11 protein-coding genes and 1 riboswitch are annotated in these 20,845 nt (G+C 58.9%); of the genes, 6 read left to right on the top strand and 5 right to left on the bottom strand.

Features of this window, described 5'->3' with window-relative positions; all coding sequences use genetic code 11:
- The first annotated feature begins 20 nt into the window (after nucleotides 1-20).
- The 5 genes from B9Z31_RS10195 (at nucleotide 21) to B9Z31_RS10175 (ending at nucleotide 12,968) form a co-directional block, all read left to right on the top strand.
- Complete coding sequence (locus B9Z31_RS10195; protein WP_100119445.1) at nucleotides 21-8,882, top strand: hemagglutinin repeat-containing protein; 8,862 nt, start codon at nucleotides 21-23, stop codon at nucleotides 8,880-8,882.
- Nucleotides 8,879-9,247 carry a hypothetical protein gene (locus B9Z31_RS15380; RefSeq protein WP_143473838.1) on the top strand — a complete coding sequence of 123 codons (369 nt, stop codon included), beginning with the start codon at nucleotides 8,879-8,881 and terminating at the stop codon, nucleotides 9,245-9,247. The genes B9Z31_RS10195 and B9Z31_RS15380 overlap by 4 nt, the downstream gene beginning before the upstream one ends.
- Nucleotides 9,244-10,602 carry a hypothetical protein gene (locus B9Z31_RS10190; RefSeq protein WP_100119444.1) on the top strand — a complete coding sequence of 453 codons (1,359 nt, stop codon included), beginning with the start codon at nucleotides 9,244-9,246 and terminating at the stop codon, nucleotides 10,600-10,602. Before B9Z31_RS15380 ends, B9Z31_RS10190 begins: the two co-directional genes overlap by 4 nt.
- Before the next feature lie 9 nt (nucleotides 10,603-10,611).
- Nucleotides 10,612-11,322 carry a hypothetical protein gene (locus B9Z31_RS10185; protein WP_100119443.1) on the top strand — a complete coding sequence of 237 codons (711 nt, stop codon included), beginning with the start codon at nucleotides 10,612-10,614 and terminating at the stop codon, nucleotides 11,320-11,322.
- Between the two features lie 848 nt (nucleotides 11,323-12,170).
- Entirely contained in the window at nucleotides 12,171-12,968 is a 798-nt protein-coding gene (locus B9Z31_RS10175; RefSeq protein WP_100119441.1) for a DUF2145 domain-containing protein, read from the top strand.
- A 631-nt stretch (nucleotides 12,969-13,599) separates the two neighbouring features.
- On the opposite strand, the gene B9Z31_RS10170 is transcribed toward B9Z31_RS10175, so the two are convergent.
- From B9Z31_RS10170 to B9Z31_RS10150, 5 genes are all read right to left on the bottom strand, one after another.
- Nucleotides 13,600-14,763, bottom strand: a complete 1,164-nt coding sequence (locus tag B9Z31_RS10170; protein ID WP_100119440.1) for a class I SAM-dependent methyltransferase — start codon at nucleotides 14,761-14,763, stop codon at nucleotides 13,600-13,602.
- Between the two features lie 66 nt (nucleotides 14,764-14,829).
- On the bottom strand, nucleotides 14,830-15,612 hold the full coding sequence (locus tag B9Z31_RS10165) for an HAD-IIB family hydrolase (protein WP_100119439.1): 783 nt from the start codon (nucleotides 15,610-15,612) through the stop codon (nucleotides 14,830-14,832).
- Nucleotides 15,613-15,617: 5 nt separating this feature from the next.
- The gene (locus tag B9Z31_RS10160) at nucleotides 15,618-17,246 is read right to left on the bottom strand and encodes a peptide chain release factor 3 (protein WP_100119438.1); all 1,629 of its coding nucleotides are present in this window, start codon (nucleotides 17,244-17,246) and stop codon (nucleotides 15,618-15,620) included.
- A 122-nt stretch (nucleotides 17,247-17,368) separates the two neighbouring features.
- The gene (locus B9Z31_RS10155) at nucleotides 17,369-18,118 is read right to left on the bottom strand and encodes a flagellar motor protein MotB (RefSeq protein WP_143473840.1); all 750 of its coding nucleotides are present in this window, start codon (nucleotides 18,116-18,118) and stop codon (nucleotides 17,369-17,371) included.
- A 6-nt stretch (nucleotides 18,119-18,124) separates the two neighbouring features.
- Nucleotides 18,125-19,099, bottom strand: coding sequence for a hypothetical protein (locus B9Z31_RS10150; protein WP_100119436.1), 975 nt, complete (start codon nucleotides 19,097-19,099; stop codon nucleotides 18,125-18,127).
- Nucleotides 19,100-19,225: 126 nt separating this feature from the next.
- A riboswitch (S-adenosyl-L-homocysteine riboswitch) is annotated at nucleotides 19,226-19,323 on the top strand.
- Between the two features lie 80 nt (nucleotides 19,324-19,403).
- Between B9Z31_RS10150 and ahcY the strand changes: the two genes are divergently transcribed.
- A complete protein-coding gene (ahcY, locus tag B9Z31_RS10145) occupies nucleotides 19,404-20,837 on the top strand; it encodes an adenosylhomocysteinase (RefSeq protein WP_100119435.1) in 1,434 nt (477 codons plus the stop codon).
- The last annotated feature ends 8 nt before the right edge of the window (nucleotides 20,838-20,845 follow it).

The raw sequence follows: 20,845 nt of genomic DNA, 5'->3' as shown, positions 1-20,845 counted from the left end.
CGCACAAGAGGGAGCTCACCATGAACAAAACCCGTCACCGCATCGTTTTCAACAAAGCCCGAGGCTGTTTGATGGCGGTGGCCGAAACCGCCATGGGGCATGGCCAAGGCGCATCCGGTGCGACAAGGTGTGGCGCTGCTCACCCGGGTCAACTCAGACTTTCTGTCCTCGGTCTGGTGTGCAAATGGTTGGCAGGGACGGCCTTGGTGTGTTTGCCCTTGGCATGGCTTGCACCCTTGCAGGCCCAAACTGTGACTACACGCATCGTGGCAGACCCTACAGCGCCCTCGGCCCAACGTCCCACGGTACTCACCACTTCAAACGGTGTGGTCCAAGTGGACATCCGCACACCCAGCGCAGCGGGTGTCAGCCGCAACACCTACAGCCAGTTTGACGTGGGCGCTGCGGGCGCGGTGCTGAACAACAGCCGCACCCCAGTGCAAACCCAACAAGGCGGCTGGGTGCAAGGCAACCCCTGGTTGGCCACGGGCAGTGCGCGGGTCATCCTGAACGAAGTCAACTCCAGCAACCCCAGCTACCTGCAAGGCTATGTCGAGGTGGCCGGACAACGCGCCCAAGTCATTGTGGCCAACCCATCAGGCATGGCCATCAATGGCGGCGGCTTCATCAATGCCAGTACGGCCACCTTGACCACCGGCACCGCAATCATGAACGCCGGAGCTCTAGAAAGCTTCCGGGTTCAAGGTGGACAAATGACCATTGAAGGGCAAGGCCTAGATGCCCGCAGCACAGACTACACCGCCATCTTGAGTCGCGCCTTGCAAGTCAACGCAGGCATCTGGGCACAGCAACTGCAAGTGGTCACGGGTGCCAACGACATTGCCGCAGCCAGCGTGAGCGCCGACACCACTGTGCAAAGCAATCTGCTGGCAAGCTCAGCAAGCCCACCCATTTATGCGCTTGACGTGGCGGCTCTGGGGGGCATGTATGCCGGCAAAATTACTCTCATCGGCACTGAGGCTGGTCTGGGGGTGCGCAATGCCGGCTTGTTGCAAGCAAGCAGTGGCCCCTTGACCCTGAGCCATCAAGGCTGGCTTTCTAACAGCGGAACCCTCCAGGCCTCAGGGGGCGATGTGGTCGTCCAGACCCAAGGCACCATGGTGCAAAGTGGCACGGTCTACAGCGAACGTCATGCCCAGTTGACTTCTCAAGGCAGCCAAACCCACAGCGGCGTTGTGGCTGCATTGGGCAGCGTACAAATTCAGGCCAAAGACACAGGCATAAGTACAAATACAGGCAGCTCTGCCCCCCAAATCCTGGCCAGCGCCACCACGGTCTGGGCCGCAGGCATGCGGGCAGACGGCAGCCTCGAAACGCTGCCTTCGGGTGCCACCACAGGCGGTCAAACCCTGCATGTATCGGCCGATGGGCTTTTGCAAACCGCAGGCCAGGCCTTGGGCACCCAAGCCCTGAGCTTGCAAGCAGCCAGCCTCGATGTCTCGCAATCGCGCCAACAAGCGCCCAGCATCCACGTGCAAGCCACCACAGGCGAGCTGCAAGCTGCAGGCAGCCGCATTCTGGCGGCGCAAACCCTGCGCATGCAGACCACCCAAACACTGACCACCGACCGTGCTCAATTGCAAGGGGAGGCACTCACTCTGCATGCCAAAGCCTTGAGCAACGTTGCAGGCCAAATCACCCAGACCGGACAAGCCGACCAAAGCCTGGCCCTGCAAGGACAACTCAACAATACCGCAGGCACCATCTACAGTGCCGCCCGTCACCTGAACATCCGTGCGCAAGGCATCGACAACACCGCCGGACAAATCTTGCACGCCGGTCAAGGCACCTTGTCCATTGACAGCCAAGGCGACTTGATCAACACCGTGCAAAGCCATACCCAAGCCGCTGTAATCGATGGGGCGCGCATCATCGGCTCCGGGGCGGTGCAAGTCAGCGCCCAAACACTCACCAACAGCGGCAGCATCTACGCGGCCCAAGACCTCAGCAGCACAGTCAAGAGTCTGGCCAACAGCGGCAGTCTTTATGCCGCTGGCTCACAAACACTCACCGTTGCCGAAAGCCTCCAAACCAGCGGCACCATCGCCGCAGCCAAAGACCTGAACATCCACGCTGCCAGCGTGGCAGGCATCAGCACCAACGTGCTGGCCGCAGGCATGGCCGCAGATGGCCAACTCAGCGGCACCGGCACACTCACAGTGAACACCAGCGGAACCCTGCAAAGCGCCGGCCAATTGCTGGCGACGAACGGCATGAGCCTGACAGGATCAGCCCTCAACCTGGCAGGCAGCCATACCGGCACCACCGCAGGCGACGTGAGCCTGATCGCCAACAACGGCGACATCAACGCCCGAAAAGCCCAAGTGAGCACACCTGGAAAACTCACCCTCACCGCCAACAGCCAAGCCACACAAAAGTTGGACAACACCGAGGGTCAGATCAGCGCCCAGCAGCTGAACATCCGAGTGGGGCAACTCGTCAACGACCATGGGGCCATTGAGCAGACCGGGACCGGCGTGCAAACGACCAGCATCAACACATTGGGCAGCTTAGACAATACAAGTGGACGAATCGTTGCCAACGCAATCAACTTCATGTTGAATGCCGGTGCACTGACCAACACCAGCGGCCTGATGGGCCACGCAGGCACAGGCCTGTTGAAAGTGGACGCAATGAGCCTGGACAACACCCAAGGCAAAATCACAGGCAACGGCACAGTTCAGATCTCCACCAGCGACAAAACCACCAACGCCAATGGGTTGATTTCCGCACAGCAAAACATGACCCTGAGCGCAGGGGGCATCACCAACACCAAAGGCACTTTGGTATCTATAAATGGGCAGGTGTCGTTGCAGTCCAAAATCAACGGTTTAGACAATCGACAAGGGCTTATTCAAGCCAAGGAAAACCTGGACATCACCCTCAGCGGAGCAGAAAACAGTTTGCAAAACGCACTCGGCCAAATCATTGCCGGACGCGAAATCCTTCTGAGCACAGGCACCCTCAACACCACCCAAGGGTTGGTGTCCGCTGGACGAGACTTGCAAATTGACACCCACGGCCAGACCCTGAGCAACCAAGGCACCCGCAGTGCTGACCCCCATGCGCCAACTCAGGGCTTGATTGCCGGTGGTCAACTGGTTATTCAAAGCGGTGGTGTCGACAACAGGTCTGGCCTCATTCACGCCCAAGGTGATTTGACGATGACCAGCACTGGAGCGGTGAACAACTCAGCGCTCTCTGGCAACAGCCAAATTTACAGCGGTGGCGAAATGATGCTGAAGGCCACAGGCCTGAACAACGCCGGCAGTCAAATGTTGGCCGTACAAAGCATGACTGCAGATGTCGCCAGCGGCACCATCGACAACAGTCAGGCCTTGATGCGAACAGGCCAAAACCTGACCCTGCTGGTGGGCGCCATCACCAACGCCAACACCCGGGCCACAGCCAGCGACGGCGCACCCGCACCCACTGGCCTGGAAGGACAAAACGTGGTCCTGAGTGCCAGCAACATAGACAATACCCAAGGTGCTTTTCGGGCTGTACATAACCTGAACATTCAAAGTGACGGATTGCTCCACAACGACCACGGTCAACTCAGTGCCGGCCAGCAATTGCACATCACCACGGGCACCAATACGCCGCCAACCACCGCCCCCACTCTGCGCATGAGCAACGATGCAGGCCTGGTCGTCGCCGACCGAAGCGTTGTGGTGCGTGCAGGCCGCTTGAGCGGGGCTGGGCAAATCGTTTCGCAAGGCGACGTCAGCCTGAGCCTGCAAAGCGACCACACCTTGGCAGGTACTTTGCAAGCCGGGGGGGAATTGCAGCTGCAAACCACAGGCACGCTGATCAATCCGGTTACCGTGCAAGCCGGCAAAAATCTCAGCATCACGGCGGGCAATTTGGACAACCAAGCCAGCGGTCAACTGCTCAGCGCCCAAACCACCACACTTCAAATCAGCCACACCCTGACCAATCGGGGCCTGATCGACGGGGCAGACACCCACATACAGGGGGCGAACGTGAACAATCTGGGATCAGGCCGTATGTACGGCGACCGTTTGGCCATTGCGTCCAATACCTTGATAAATCAAGAGGAAGCTGTGGGCGCCACCACACGAGCCGCCACCATCGCCGGTCGTGAACGGGTCGACATGGGTGTGCAAACCCTGACCAACCGAGAAAACGCCCTGATTTACAGCGGCGGCGGCATGACTCTGGGTGGCGCGCTGAACACCAACTGGCGCTCAGGCGGCACAGCACAAAGCATCCACAACAACAGCGCCACCATTGAAGCAACGCAAGCGCTGACCATTCAAGCGACCAACATCCGCAACACCAATGAACACTTTGTCAGCCAAGTGCAGCAAATCAGCCAGACCAGCATCATCGAATATCAACATGCCCCGGGTGATGTGGCATCAGCCAGTGACAACAGTACCCGATTTGCGGCTTCAGTGACACGCATATGGGATTGTGAGTCATATTGCATGACCACCGTCGCAGGCACCAGTGATGCATTTGTTCTGTACAACTACACCCGCACCATCGACGCCAGCGTGGTCACGCAAACCGCGCCTGGCCAAATCCGGGCTGGCCAAGGCATCACCATGACGGCAGACACGGTGCTTAACGACAAAAGCCAGATCCTTGCCGGTGGCTCATTGAGTGTGCAGGCCAGACGCGTGGACAACCAGCAGGGCGAAGGTACACAAATCACCACAGATGCAGGCACCGCCACATCTATTTGGCGCGCACGCCGAAACGGTCGCGACACCTCTGGCAGCAGCACTGGCACCTATGCACCCGCAGCATCCACACAAACCATAGGTATGAACGCAGCTCGCTACGAGCAGAATGCGGCCAGCGCATCCACAAGCACGGCTCCTGCAGACAGCACTTTGTCTTCCGTGCAAACACAAGCGGATGCTGCGGGTGGCGTGACCCGCCAGATGCTGACTGCAGGGTTGATCTCTGTTGCAGGGACCCAAGCCAATATCGCCCAAGGCAGCGTGACCACCGCTCAAGCCAACGCACAAAGTCCAAGCACGCAAACGCAGGTGCGCACCCAGAATTGGCGCACCACAGTGCCCAACACCAGCCTGTACCACCAACACCCCGAAGCCGGGGCCAAATACCTGGTCGAGTCCGACCCCCAATTCACGCAATACAAAACTTGGCTGGGCTCAGACTTCATGACCGCGCAGCTGCAATTCGATCCCGCCACCTCACAAAAGCGCATGGGCGATGGCTTTTATGAACAAAAGCTTGTACGCGAGCAAGTGCAGGCCCTGACCGGTCAACGCTTCTTGGGAGACTACAGCAACGACCAAACGCAGTACATGGCCCTCATGAACAACGGATTGACCACAGCCAAAGCCCTCAAGCTGCGTCCCGGCATTGCCCTCAGCGCAGCACAGGTAGCACAGCTGACCAGCGACATGGTCTGGCTGGTCACCCAAGAAGTCACGCTGGCCGATGGCTCCAAACAAAGCGTGCTGGTGCCGCAGGTGTATGTGCGGGTTCAACCCGGCGATGTGGACGGCACAGGCGCCTTGCTTGCAGGCCGTGACGTGCAGCTCAACTTGAACGCAGATGCCACCAACAGTGGCACCATCGCTGGACGCAATCTGGTGCAAATCAACGCCAACAACATCCAAAACATGGGTGGCAAGGTCAGCGGCGCAGCCGTGGCCATGCAAGCCACACAAGACATCAACAACATCGGCGGGCAAATCCAGGCTCAAAATGCAGCGCTGCTCAGTGCAGGGCGCGACATCAACCTGCGCACCACTACCCAAAGCAGCAGCCACCGAGCAGGCAACAACAGCTTTTCACAAACTGGCATCGACCGCGTGGCCGGTCTGTACGTCTCTGGCCCCGCAGGCGTGCTGATCGCCAACGCCGGGCGAGACTTCAACCTGACTGCTGCGCAAATCAGCAACCAAGGCTCAGGCCCCAATGCAGGGACTACCCTGAGCGCAGCACAAAACATCAACTTGGGTACCGTCTCCACCGCCAACAGCCAAGACATCCGCTGGAGCGGCGTGAACTACCTGCGCCAAAGTTCCAGCCAAGACGAGGGCAGCCAAATCGGCGCCGCAGGCAATCTGACTTTAAGCGCTGGGCAAGACATCAACGCCAAAGCGGCCAGCATCAACGCAGGCCAAACCCTGAGCGTGGCGGCGCAGCGCGATGTCACCATCGGTGCAGGCCAAACCAGTCAAAGCCTGGACACGGCCAACACCGTCACCAGCAAAGGCATGCTGTCCAGTCGCACGCTCAGCACCCGGCAAACCAGCCAAAGCACCACTGCGGTGGCCAGTAACCTCGAAGGTGCCAGCGTGAGCATTGCGGCGGGCCAAGACCTCACCGTCACAGGCTCCAACGTGCTGGCCGACCAAGCTGTGAACCTGAGCGCCATGCGCAACGTCACCACCCTAGCGGCGCAAAACACGCAAAACCAAACCGACTATCGGCAAGAGACCAAAAGCGGCCTCATGAGCGGTGGCGGAATTGGCTTTACGGTGGGCAAGCGCCAGCAAAGCTTGGATCAACAGGGCCAAAGCACCAGCGCAGCCCCATCGACCATCGGGGCGATCAATGGCAACGTCACCATCAAAGCAGGCGGGGCCTTCACCCAGACCGGCAGTGACGTGATGACGCCAAAAGGCGACATCGCCATCACCGCCCAGAAAGTAGACATCACCGAAGCGCGCGAAACCGGCAGCCAAAGCACAGAACAAAAGTTCAAGCAAAGCGGCCTGACGGTGGCCATCACCAGCCCGGTGGTCTCGGCCCTACAGACTGTGCAAAGCCAACTGCAAGCGGCAGGCAACACCAGCAGTGGCCGCATGCAAGCGTTGGCTGGGGCCAACGCGGCGTTCAACCTCAAACAAGCGGCAGACGCGGTCAAGGCCGGACAAGGCGACGCCAACGGCATGGTCAAAGACGCCAAGGGCAACTTGGTTGAAGGCAACGCCGCCGACAAAGCAGGTGGCATAGGCATCAGCATCAGCCTGGGCTCCAGCAGCAGCCAGTCCAAACAAAGCTCCAGCGCAGACAACGCCCGAGGCTCCAGCATCAACGCAGGCGGCAACATCACCATCCAAGCCACAGGCGATGGACAGGTCAGCAACCTCACGGTGCAAGGCAGCAGCATCCAAGCCGCAGGCACCACCACACTCAAAGCCGACAACCAAGTCAACCTGCTGGCCGCACAAAACACCACGCACGAAAGCAGCAGCGACCAAAGCAAGAGCGCCAGCGTGGGCGTGGCCATCCAGTTGGGTGCTGGCGGGGGCGGCATGGGTTTTACGGCCAGTGCCAGCAAAGCCACAGGCCAAGGCGCGGGCAACGGCGTGACCTACACCAACACGCAAGTGGCGGGCAGTGCGGTGGGCATCGAATCAGGCGGTGACACCACGCTCAAAGGTGCAGTGGTCAAAGCAGACCAGGTGACAGCCCAAGTGGGCGGCAACCTCACCATCGAGAGCCTGCAGGATCAAAACCAATACAAAGAAAGCAGCAAAAGCGCAGGCGGCTCCATCATGGTTGGAGCGGGCTTTAGCGGCAGCTTGAACATAGGCCAAAGCAAGATCAACAGCACCTTCACCAGCGTCAATGAGCAAAGCGCGATCAGGGCGGGAGACGGCGGCTTCCAAGTTGAAGTCAAAGGCAACACCACCTTGACAGGCGGCCAGATCACCAGCACGAAAACGGCCATCGACAACAACAAGGACAACAACAAGAACAGCTTCCAAACCGGCGGCACGCTCGCCACGACCGACCTGCAAAACAGTGCAAGCTATGAAGCCAAGAGCGTGAGTGTGGGTCTGGGCGCAGGGTCACTTCCCGGCAAGAGCGCCAGCGCAGGGATGAGCGGAGTGGGCTTTGGCAGCGACAAGGACAGTGCTCAAAGCACCAGCACAGCAGGCATCAGCGGCGTAGCGGGCAACACAGCAGCAAGAACGGGAGACAAAGAAGCCGGCATCAAGACCATCTTTGATGCAGACAGAGTCAAAAAAGAGATTGAAACGCAAGTCACCATCACGCAAGAGTTTGGCAAACAGGCGGGTAAAGCCATCACGGAATACACCAACGGCCAGCGCAAGACCTTGCAAGAGCAGGCTAAGAACGCCAGCACACCGGAGGAAAAGGCCAAAGCAGAACAAGCCATCAAAGACGTGAACATGCAAGAGCGGGCCTTGAACATCCTGACCGGAGCCCTGACGGGCATGGTGGGCAGCGTGATCACTAAAGAAGCGCTGTCAACGGCGGCAGAGAAGATGCGGGACTTGATGATCGAAGACTCCAAGAAGTTTGCCGGGGTGGTGGACAGCACGGGCAAAGTGCTGAGCAACGTCAGCGGCCCCAGCGAGGGTGTCAGAGGGGATGGGGTCAAGGTGGGCGGTACGCGGTTAGATTTGGATGTGTTGTGTGGGCCAGATAGCAGTCGGTGTACGTTTGTCAAGAATCAGGATGGGACTATTGATACCAGCAAGCCAGTGACATTCGATGGCAGAGTAAAACCAGACGGGACACGAGAAACATTTGATGATTTCCTGAAAACTCTCGAAGGTCAAAAAATGGTGGGTGCTACCGGTGGTTTACAGGGTGCCAAAGGCACGTTATTCGGTCTGCCTTATGCCGCAGGAAGTTGGCAAGACAAGTTGATCGAATCGTTTGCTGGATCGCATGACTACATTGGCGGCAAGGCCAGTGGCTTATACGACGAACAGGGGAACGCAGCACGGGCGCGAAGTGATTCCTTGAAAATTCTTCAAGACCGTTGGAGCGAAGCCGCAATTCCGCTTGCCGCGCCTTTTGCAGCTGCGGAAGGTATGTCACCAGAGGTTTGGAAAGCTATTGGGATTTTATTGGGAGCTGGAAAATGAAAAATCGATCTCTGATTTTTTTATGCGGACTGATTGCTATGCCTTTTCTTTTATCAGGCTGTTTGTATGGTCAGTGCATCAACGGACCATGTGCGCTTGAGCACGCGAGGATTGTTCAATCCATAAAACCCTACGGAGCCCATTGGGTTAAAGCAGGGATGACGAGGGAGGGACGCAAAGAGGATTTCATTGATTGCGGTGGTGATCCAGTTACTTTTAAAGCGGGTTATGAAATACAGCGCAACCAAACAACAGCAGATTACTTTAAAGGCTTGAATAAACATACTCTTCAGGTGCATTCATGCATGCGGGCCAAAGATTACATATATCTGGAACATTGCGATCCTCGCTGTCTTTACCCATGACCTTTGACGCAGAAATAGTCACAAAAGAGATTGAAGCGCAAGTCACCATCACTCAAGAGTTTGGCAAGCAAGCGAGCAAGGCGGTGGGGGACTACGCCCAAAAGCAATACGACCAGGCGCTTGCATCCGGCGACCAGGCGGGCATTACCGCTTGGCGTGAAGGCGGCAAGAACCGTTTAGCTCTGCATGCGGTGGTGGGTGGTTTAACGGGGGGCATGCAAGGTGCGGTGGGCGCGGCCAGCAGCCAGGCCGTGATTGACCAAATAGGACAGGCGCTCATGACCAGCGACATGCCCGCACAACTCAAGCAAGCCTTGGTTTTGGCGGCGGGCACGGCTGTCGGTGCAGCTACGGGTGGCGCAGTTGGTGCGGCTACGGCATTCAATGCCACCGACAACAACTACCTGTATCACTACAAAGGCAAGATCGTTGCGCGGGACAAGAATGACAACGACAAAATCATCAACCTCACGGACAACGATTTGCGCAAGCTGGCTGCAGAAAACCCCGAAGTCCTCAATCAGCTGATCGCAGGCATTGGCAAAACCGATACGCCGATCTTGGTCAAAGACAGCTCGGCGCAAAACATGACCAGCAGCGGTATTCAGGACCTGAACAACCCCAAAGACAGAGCAGAAATTGCCAAGGAGAGCGACATGGGCTACGTGAACATAGACGGCAAAGCGCGGGTATTTGTGCAAACGGGCATGCAAAACAAGCCAGAGACTGCAGCTGCAAGTGCGCAAGCTTTGTCCAAGGTGCTGGGGGGCGAGAACACGGGCTTCATCCTCAACAGCACACAAGGCTTGGACAAGGATGTGGGCGAATACTTGCCCAACAGTCTAAGCAAGAAGGACGTGCTCAACGAATACACCTACAGAACGCTCAACGCACAGGGGCCGACGCTGGTGGTGACACACAGCGCTGGGAACGAAGACGCAAGAAAGGCGTTGCAAGCGGGTGCGCTGTACGGCAAGGCTTATGAAAACCTGAGCTTTGTGTCACTGGGCTCGCCGGTGAGCAACAGCATCATGCGCCAGAGCGTGAGCAGCGCGGGGGCCGCTTACCTTGGCCAGGTCAATGATTGGCGGGATCCGGTGACTTACAGCAAGACGGCGGCAATCGTTGGGGGTGGTGGTTTCTTGGCTGGCGGAGCTTTGTTTGTTACAGGAATCTTTACTGCCAATCCTGCACTCCTATACACAGGCGGTTCAATTGCGGCAGGTGCAGCAGGTGCAGCAGGTGCAGCAGGTGCAGGTATTCAGTATGTGCACCCTTTCCCGCAGTACATCACCAAGCCGCAGACGCAATCGATCATGTTCGATTGGCTCAAGAACAATCCGCAGGGCAAGTGAAAGAGCGACATGGGCTACGTGAACATAGACGGCAAAGCGCGGGTATTCGTGCAAACGGGCATGCAAAACAAGCCTGAGACTGCAGCTGCAAGTGCGCAAGCTTTGTCCAAGGTGCTGGGGGGCGAGAACACGGGCTTCATCCTCAACAGCACACAAGGCTTGGACAAGGATGTGGGCGAATACTTGCCCAACAGTCTAAGCAAGAAGGACGTGCTCAACGAATACACCTACAGAACGCTCAACGCACAGGGGCCGACGCTGGTGGTGACACACAGTGCGGGCAACGAAGACGCAAGAAAGGCGTTGCAAGCGGGTGCGCTGTACGGCAAGGCTTATGAAAACCTGAGCTTTGTGTCACTGGGCTCGCCGGTGAGCAACAGCATCATGCGCCAGAGCGTGAGCAGCGCGGGGGCCGCTTACCTTGGCCAGGTCAATGATTGGCGGGATCCGGTGACCAATCCGAAGCTCTGGGTACTGGGCTCTGGTGCCGCACTTGTTGGTGGCGCAGTAGCAGGCGTTGCACTCGCGCCTACAACGGGTGGGGGGAGTTTGTACACCTATGGGGCTGCGCTTATGGGTGGTGGTTTGGGTGGTGGTTTGGGTGGTGGTGCGATTGTTTACGGAATTAACTATTACCACGCATTGGAAAAATACATCACCAAACCGCAGACGCAATCGATCATGTTCGATTGGCTCAAGAACAATCCGCAGGGCAAGTGAAAGAGCGACATGGGCTACGTGAACATAGACGGCAAAGCGCGGGTACCAGTGTCCTTAATGTCTTTCATCGGTAGCAAGACAAAGTCACCCACTCCAGCACGGGGGTGCACGCCGGGTCTGCCGCAAACGGTTCGCGCACTACGGATCGCATTGGGCCTGGCATGGTCCGTGCCATCGCAGGCATGGACACAAATTTTTGCTGACCGCAGCGACCCCGGTAGCCCACAGCCCACCATCTTGAGCAAAGTCAATGGCTTTCGGCAAGTCAACATCCAGGCCCAAGCGCAGGCGACATCAGCCGCAACGTTTACAGCCAGTTCGACGTCCAATTCAACGGGGTCATCAACATCATCATGGGAACTAGCGTCTCCAGCAGCGGCATCAACTTGGGCACCAACATGTTGAATGGCTAATGAATGGGAGATTGGCGTAGTCCAAAAGCATATTTTTTAAGGAGAGGAAATCAACATGAAATCAATAACTTTTTCAAGCGCCTGGCCTTTAGGTTTATCCATTTGGACGGCCGTGGCTTTTGCAAATCCAGCAGAACATGCTGGTCAGGCGGTCAGGGCAGGCACTCAGGCGAGTGGCAACACCAGCGCGAGCGCAGGTCACAGTTTGGCAGCTACGGGTCAATTGGCATCTGGCATCATCGCCACCCCAATTTTGGCCAGTGGACTGATTGCTTTGGGGGCGGGAGGTGCTGCAGTGCAATCCGGTGGGGCTCTGGTCGATGCGGCATCCCGATCCGTAGGCAAACCACTGCCTATCACCGATGAAACCATCTCGATTTTGCCGCCCAACAAAGCGCTTCAAATCCACAATACCCCCACCAATTGAGATACATCATGCGCTTACTCTTCACATGCTTTTTTGGTTTTTGGTTTTTTTGTTCAACCGCTTGGGCTGCTGCTGGATTCAGTTCTGCGGGCAGTTTTGCAGGGGAAACGAATCGTTTCGAGGCAGAAAAAATCATCGCTTTTGCAAAAAAAGTCGAGCAAACCTTGGCTGCAAAAGGGGTGCATGTCGCCATCCTGGCGCGCATGGGGCGACCGTTGTCTGAAATGCCTCCCGGCATGCATTTCACACACGCGGCCTTCATCGTCTACTCCAGCATCCAGACGGCCGATGGACGCACTCTGCCGGGGTACTCAATTTACAATCTTTATCAATACGATGACCAGCCAGACAAAAGCCGCTTGGTACAAGATTTTCCGGTCGATTTTTTCTCTGGCGTTGCGCAATTGGAGGCTGGAATACTCATCCCTTCTGCCGAACTCCAGCAGCGTTTACTCAAGGTCATCGCATCTTCAGATTACAAAAAATTGCATGAGCCGCGCTATTCGGTCATTGCCAATCCATTTACCCAAGGACGTCAAAACTGTACGGAATTCACACTCGATGTCATCAATTCTGCAATTTATCAAACAACGGATATTCATAAGCTAAAAGAAGTGGCGCAAAAATATTTTGTTGCGCAAGCTGTAGAAGTCAATCCCTTTAAATTGATGCTGGGTTCGATTTTCAGTGCAGAGGTAGCCACAACAGATCATCCAGGAAAACCTGTGACAGCGACCTTCGAGCGCATCAGTGATTACCTGATGAAATACGATCAAAACGCACATCTGCTCAAAGTTCTACCTTGATTGGCTTGGCCATATTCAAAAATGAGGCCTATCTATGCCCCTTTATAAGCCTCATGTAGTTGTCTCTGCCAAATGTCCGCAACTGGCACGCAGTGCAGTTGTTGGTGTCCGAAACTCTCAAGTTTCGATTTGATCTGGGGTAGTTCCTGGAGTGTATTTAACATGGCGGACACCATCGCAAATACGCCCAAATTTTTATGCAGCCGCCTCGATCAGATGATCGATATGAGTCACCGACTGGTGGCTCTGGCCTAAGTCCTGCCATGGGCCCAGATTGAAGCTGCATTTGTTGCGGGGGTTCAGCCCAGCGATGTGGCCTGCTCATGCGCCTTGCTGGCAGGTGCCGACGGCAAAACCAACCTTGGTGCAGCAGCGGCCAACGGCATCAAGATCGGCAGCAGCGTGGGCTTGAGCCATGGGGTGGGTATTGCGAGTGTTGAATGACGGATTTTGTAGGGGCCGCCTCTGCGGCCGAATGGTCGTTCGGTGCTGAGGCCTGTTTGGAGTGCGAGCGGTGGTTCCAGCATTCGCGAGCAGGGGCTCGCGCCCACGATGGCCGTTGAAGTGGATGCGATGGGCACCTGTCTTTTGACTGTGGTGGAAGGCCCCCACCTGCGGCCGAAGGGCGGGCTTAGCTTGCCACGCCCAAGCGCCAGAGTGAGGTGACTTCGGCCGAGCGTGCGGCATGCAGCGGGTCGGTGGCATCCTGGGCTTTGGCGTGCACAGGCTTCACATCCATGCGGTCCAGCACCTGCAGGCCCGCGTCCGCGATCCAGCCCAACAGGGCTTCGCGTGTGCGCAGGCCCAGGTGTTCGGCCAGATCGGACAAGATCAGCCAGCCTTCGCCGCCATCGCACAGGTGCTCGGGCAGGTCCTTCAAAAAGCCTTTGAGCATTTGGCTGCCTTCGTCGTACACCGCTTGTTCCAGCAAGGTGGTGGGGCGGGCGGGCAGCCAAGGCGGGTTGCACACCACCACGGCCGCTCGGCCTTCTGGGAACAAGCTGGTGGGCACCAGTTGCACTTGGTTTTGCAGCCCCAAGCGTTGCAGGTTGTCCAAGGCGCAGGCCAAGGCGCGTTCGGACAGGTCCGTGCCCACCACCTGCGCCGCACCACGGCGCGCCAAGACCGCCGATAAAACGCCGGTGCCCACGCCAATGTCAAAGGCCACAGAATGGGTCTTGAGCGCTTCGGGCAGCGGGGCTTTGGCGACAAGTTCCACATATTCGCCGCGCACCGGTGAGAACACGCCGTAGTGCGGGTAAATGCGCAAGGCTTCGCCCATGGCGGGCACCTCTACGCCATTTTTGCGCCATTCAAACGCACCAATCACGCCTTGCAAGCTGCGCAGCGAGATCACCGAGGCTTGTCCAGGGGCGGCTCCAAAGGCTTGTACACAGGCCGCTTTGGCATCGGGGGCGCGGCGCAGGTCAATGCCATAGTCGCCATCGAGTTCAATCAAGACCTGGCTCAGGATGCGTGTGCGTTGGGCTTGCGCCTGGCGGTGGGTGTGGAAGGCCGCGCCGGCGATCACGGGCGCGTTGGGATCTTGCTTTTTGGCGCGAACCTTTTTGGGTTTGTCGATCCGCCGTGTCAGCGCTTGCAGCATTTGCCGCGCATTCTGAAAGTCGCTGCGCCACAGCAAGCCTGTGCCCGCGCAAGCCAGGCGGTAGGCCGTGTCGGCGCTCATGGTGTCGTCGGCCAACACCACGGTTTTGGGCAGCACTTGGTCGGAGCGCCACAAAGCAGCGCGTGGGGTGTCTTTTTCAGACCAGGTCAAAAGGGTGGGGGCGTTCATGCGCAGGTCCAGTCGGTGTGTGTGTGTGTATCGCGCAGATGGCCACGAAGGGGGTTTAACGGAGTTTCAGCGCAGACGCGTCAGCAGGTGCCTGGCCAATTCGGCAAAGCCTGCGCCACGTTCGCTGGGCGTGATGTAGCGCGGCGGGTGGGTGAGCTGCGACTCAAAACGGCGGATGTTGGCCACACCCACACTGTGCGGGAAGTGTTCAAACATCACCTGGTCATTGGTCGAGTCTCCCACATAAACCCAGCGCTCGATTTCGGCATCCAGATCGCGCCCCCACAACTCGCGCACGATCCAGCGTGCGCCGGTGAGTTTGCTATGCGTGCCCAACCAGCCATTGATGTGGATGCTGCTGACGGTGGCGGTCATGCCTGCGGCCTGCATCTGGCGCACCACTTCCTCGATGGCGTGCTGCGGCAGCTGCGTGAACTCGCTGTGGTCGATGGCGATGTCGGTTTCACGCCCAGCGCTGTCTTGAGATCGGCGAGCGCCAGGGATGCGCTGCTCGATGTGCGCCAGCACCTGTTGCAGGCGTGCAAAGTGGCTTGCCCGAGTGGCGGCGTCTTGTTGGTACAGCTTGCGCAGGCCCTGCGCGGCGGTGTGCTGCAGCCCCACCGCCCCGTTTTCGGCCACGATGGCATCCACCGGCCAGCTTTGTGCAAACGCCTCGCTCCAACCCACAGGCCGCCCGGTGATGGGCACCACGTGCAGACCGGCGGCTTTCAGATCCGCCAGCGCTTGCAGGGCCTCAGGGGTGATGGCGCCATCGGTGGTCAGCGTGTCGTCGATGTCGGTGAAGACGCCGAGGATGTGGCGCGGCGCCCATGGGGCCAGCGGGCGCATGAGACTCAACCCGCCGAGCCCAGCGCCAAACCGGCGTGCTCGCGCAGCGGGTGGAAGTGGATTTTGGGGAAGCGTTCTTGCGCCAGGCGCACATCGTATGGCGAGGTGCACAAATACGCCAGCGTGCCTGCCGCGTCGAGCGACATGCGCTGCGGGTAGGCGTTGGTGAATTCGCGCAGTTCGGCCGGGGTGTCGGCGGTGATCCAGCGGGCGCCGGTGTACTGACAGCCCTCCAGTCGGACGTCGCAGTCGTATTCGGCTTTCAGGCGGTGCTGCACCACTTCAAACTGCAATTGACCCACAGCGCCGAGCAGCATGGGGCCGCCGATTTCAGGTTTGAAGACCTGGATCGCGCCTTCTTCGCCCAACTGGTCCAGCCCTTGTTGCAGTTGCTTGGTGCGCAGGGGGTTTTTCAAAATCACCGTCATGAAGAGCTCGGGTGCAAAAAACGGCAGGCCGGTGAACAGCAGGTTCGCGCCATCGGTGATCGTGTCACCCAGCTGCACGCCGCCGTGGGTGGTGAAGCCGATGATGTCGCCGGCATACGCTTCGTCCACCGCTTCGCGGCGCTGGCTCAAAAAGGTGACCACGCTGGTGGGGCGCAGTTCTTTGGCGGTGCGCTGCACCTTGAGTTTCATGCCCGGGGTGTATTTGCCGGACGCCATGCGCACAAAGGCGATGCGGTCGCGGTGGTTGGCGTCCATGTTGGCCTGCACCTTGAACACCACGCCCGAGAACGCGCTGTCTTCGGGCTGAATCTCTTTGACCACGGGCTGCTTGTTCACCCACACCGAGCTGGTGCGCGGGCGTGGTGGCGGGGCCAGGTCGACCAAGGCGTCCAGCACTTCCATCACACCGAAGTTGTTCACACCCGAGCCAAAGAAGACGGGCGTTTGCTTGCCGGCCAAAAAAGCCGCTTCGTCAAACGCGGGCGATGCGCCGGTGGCCAACTCCATGCTGTCCATGGCCGCTTGCCATTCCAGCCCGAAGCGCTCGGCCAGTTGGGCCTGTTCGGTCAGCGGGATGGTTTCGAAGTCTTGTGGCAAGCGTTCGCTGCCGGAGTCGAACACCGTCATGGCCTGTGTGCGCAGGTTGACGATGCCGCCAAAGGATTTGCCTTGGCCGACAGGCCAGGTCATGGGCACGCAGGGCATGCCCAACTCGCGCTCGACTTCGTCCAGGATGTCCAGCGGGTCGCGCACTTCGCGGTCCATCTTGTTGACGAAGGTGATGATGGGCGTGTCGCGCTGACGGCAGACCTCGATCAGGCGGCGGGTTTGAGCTTCCACGCCGTTGGCCGCGTCGATCACCATCAGGGCCGAGTCCACGGCGGTCAGCACCCGGTAGGTGTCTTCGCTGAAGTCTTTGTGGCCAGGCGTGTCGAGCAGGTTGATGACGTGCTCGCGGTAGAGCATCTGCATGACCGAGGAGGCCACCGAGATGCCGCGTTGCTTTTCGATTTCCATCCAGTCGCTGGTGGCGTGGCGCGAGGCCTTGCGTGCCTTGACCGAGCCGGCGATCTGGATCGCACCCGAGAACAGCAGCAGCTTTTCGGTCAGCGTGGTTTTACCCGCGTCGGGGTGCGAAATGATGGCAAACGTCCGGCGGCGCCGGGTTTCGTGGGCGTAGGTCACAAGGGGTCCTGAAATCGTGCGGTCGGCCAAGGGCCGCCGTGCTGGCCAGGCCCGGGCGGGCTGGCGAAAGTGCTGATTTTACCGGGCCACGTGCCGCCTGGACTGGGCGCTGGGGTGCCGGCTTATCGTGGGGCCGCAGGGCATTTGGCGTCGTCGTCCCAGGGCAAGGGGTGCAGGTCGTCGGCCTCGCAGTCGGCGGTGCCGGCCTCGCAGCGGGGGCGCAGCTCTTTGAATTCCAGCCGCAGCTCCACCCGTCGGCTTTTCTCGGGCTGGTTCAGGATGGCCGAGTTGAAGGAGGAGCCACCGACGAAAAACTGCTCGCGGATGGCGTGGCGGTCTTCCGGGCTCAGGGCGTTTGCCGATTGCTTGTCGAGCAGCACGCACAGCACGCGCTGCGAGCGTTCCAGACTCAGGTTGAGGTTGTAGAGGTAGGAGCCTTCGGGGCTGGCATAGCCTTCCAGCACAAAGCGTTTGAGCCAGTTCTGGCATTCGGGCGTGCGGGCGATGTGCAGCATGTGGGGCACAAACCCGCGCAAGTCACTGGCGCGCTGGGCGTCGAGTTCGTTGCTGTCTTTGGGAAATTCGGCCAGAGACCCGAACTCCAGCGTTTGGCCGCGCAGTTTCAAGCCGGGAAAGCTGGTTTGCCGGGTGATCTCGCGAATGCCGTCCAGGCAAGCCGAGATCGCGGTGTCGCGCTGGGCCCGGCCTTCGTCCATCTTGCGCAGGCCTTGTGTGACGCTGAGCAGGGCCACCGCCATGGCCACCAGAAACAGCACCATCAGCGCGGTCATGAGGTCGGAGAACGAGATCCAGAAGGGTTTTTCTGCCTCGTCGCGGTGCCTTTTGGCAGGCGTTCTTCGGGAGCCGAGCATCGGGTGTCAGCGCTGCTGCGGTGAACCGTTGGCAGCGGCGCGCAGCTGGGTCAAGATTTTGTAGGACAGCGCCGCTTGCATCTCGGTGGCCAAGGTCAGGCGCTCCACCGATGGCATGCCCCCTTGGGGCGTGAACAGGGTGTCGAGCGCTTGCTGCAATTCTTCGACCTGGCGGTAACGGCCCGTGAGGACCGACTTTTCGATCCAGGTGAACACCATGGCCAAGGTGATGGCCAAGGCCGAGACCAAAAAAGCATGGCCCACGGTTTGCACCAGTTGGCTCAACTCGGCCTGCACGCGTTCGGGGTTCGAAACGTCAAAACCGATCAAGCCGGCGATCAGGCCCGTGAAGGTGCCAATGATGCCCACGCCCGTCAGAATGCCGGGGATGTGTTTGTAGAAGTTCGATTGCAATGGCGTGTCGACCAAGGCCTGGTCGGTGAAATACAAGTCGGCGTGGCTGCTGGCCTGCCATTTGCCGGCCGTGGTGGCCGCGGACGATTCGAGTTGTTGCAAAGACTCCAGGGCTTGGCTGTATTCGCGCCAGACCTGGGCCAGCTGGGGATCGTTTTGGGACAGTTGCTCGATGTTGGACAGGTCCAATCGGCCGCCGCCCGAGGCTTGCCCCATGTGCCCAAAAAATGCCCGCGACAAGTGGCTCACGCGCTGGCGCGCCGCGCCCAGAGGCCCGCCGTCAGCGGCTTGCCACTGAGGCTGGAGCGTGCTGGCGTATTGCTGCCAAGCGTGCTGCAGCGAGGGGGAGGTCATGACCTGGCTTTTGAGTTGGGCCAAGTCGATGGACTGCGAGGGGCGCTGCGCGATCAAGTCGATGAGCTGCGCATGGACTCGGTTCAGGCTGGTTTTGAGCTTCAGCGCCGGGACCATGAAGCGGCTGGCGTAATCCAGCGCAATGAGGCCAATCACGGCGGCCACCAAGCCCAAATGCCAGTAGTCGGTCAAAAAGGGCATCGGTTGGGGCATGGTGCGGTGGTGTTCATGGGCATGGGCATGGGCTCAGTCTAGCAAATGCTCGGGGTTCAACCCCGCGGTTCGGGGGATCTTGTCGTCCAAGGCCCGCCGTGTGGAAAAGACTGCGATAGAATCCGGCATTCCGAGGAGCGTTGCAGCGCCCCCTGGCTTTGAACAAAAGCTGGCAGCGGGGCGTGAGGCTCGGAACACTTCAACAGCAACGACGCTCATCCACACGACGTGCGGTGAGCCTGTTTTTCCCCTTCAGTGCTTTGCCCATGGGTGTGGTTCATTCACATTGCTTGGAGCTTTTCTCATGAATGCACGTATGCCTTCCACCGTCAACGCTGACTGCGTGATCGCCGACATCGGCTTGGCCGATTGGGGCCGCAAAGAAATCAAAATCGCCGAGACCGAAATGCCCGGCCTCATGGCCATCCGCGAAGAGTTCAACAAAGCCCAGCCCCTGAAGGGCGCGCGCATCACGGGCTCCTTGCACATGACCATTCAGACGGCGGTGCTGATCGAGACCTTGCAAGCCTTGGGCGCTGACGTGCGTTGGGCCTCTTGCAACATTTTCTCGACCCAAGACCACGCTGCAGCAGCGATTGCCGCCAAGGGCACACCCGTGTTTGCCATCAAAGGCGAAACCTTGGCCGATTACTGGGACTACACCCACCGCATTTTTGACTTCGGCGCGGCAGGCACACCTGGCGAAGGCCCCAACATGATCCTGGACGACGGTGGCGACGCCACTTTGCTGATGCACCTGGGCAAGCGCGCTGAGAAAGACGCCAGCCTGATTGCCAACCCCACCAGCGAAGAAGAGACCTGCCTGTTCAACGCCATCAAGGCCAAGCTGGCCGTGGACCCCACCTGGTACAGCCGCAAGGGCGCGCAGATCATTGGCGTGACCGAAGAAACCACCACCGGCGTGCTGCGCCTGAACGAGATGGCCGCCAAGGGCAGCCTGATGTTCCGCGCCATCAACGTGAACGACTCGGTGACCAAGAGCAAGTTCGACAACCTGTATGGCTGCCGCGAGTCCTTGGTGGACTCAATCAAGCGCGCCACCGACGTGATGATCGCCGGCAAAGTGGCCGTGGTGGCCGGCTACGGTGACGTGGGCAAGGGCTCGGCCCAAGCCTTGCGCGCCCTGAGCGCCCAAGTCTGGGTGACCGAGATCGACCCGATCAACGCCTTGCAAGCCGCGATGGAAGGCTTCAAAGTCGTGACCATGGAATACGCTGCCGACAAGTGCGACATCTTCGTGTCGGCCACCGGCAACAAGAACGTGATCCGCTACGAGCACATGGCCGCCATGAAAGACGAAGCCATTGTTTGCAACATCGGTCACTTCGACAACGAAATCGACGTCGCTTCGCTGGAAAAACTGCAGTGGGACGAAATCAAGCCCCAAGTCGACCACGTCATCTTCCCCGATGGCAAGAAGATCACTTTGTTGGCCAAGGGCCGCTTGGTGAACCTGGGTTGCGCCACCGGCCACCCCAGCTTCGTGATGTCGTCTTCGTTCGCCAACCAGACCATTGCCCAGATCGAGTTGTTCACCAAGCAAGACCAGTACGAGTCCGGCAAGGTCTATGTGCTGCCCAAGCACCTCGATGAGAAGGTGGCCCGTTTGCACCTGAAGAAAGTCGGCGCCATGCTGACCGAACTGAGCGACGAGCAAGCGTCTTACATCGGCGTGTCCAAGAACGGCCCGTACAAAGCCGACACTTACCGTTATTGAAATCCACG

Source organism: Limnohabitans sp. G3-2, from assembly GCF_002778275.1.
Lineage (GTDB): Bacteria > Pseudomonadota > Gammaproteobacteria > Burkholderiales > Burkholderiaceae_C > Limnohabitans_A.
The sequence above is the reverse complement of the archived record's forward strand: the minus strand, read 5'-3'. Positions and strand labels throughout refer to the sequence as shown.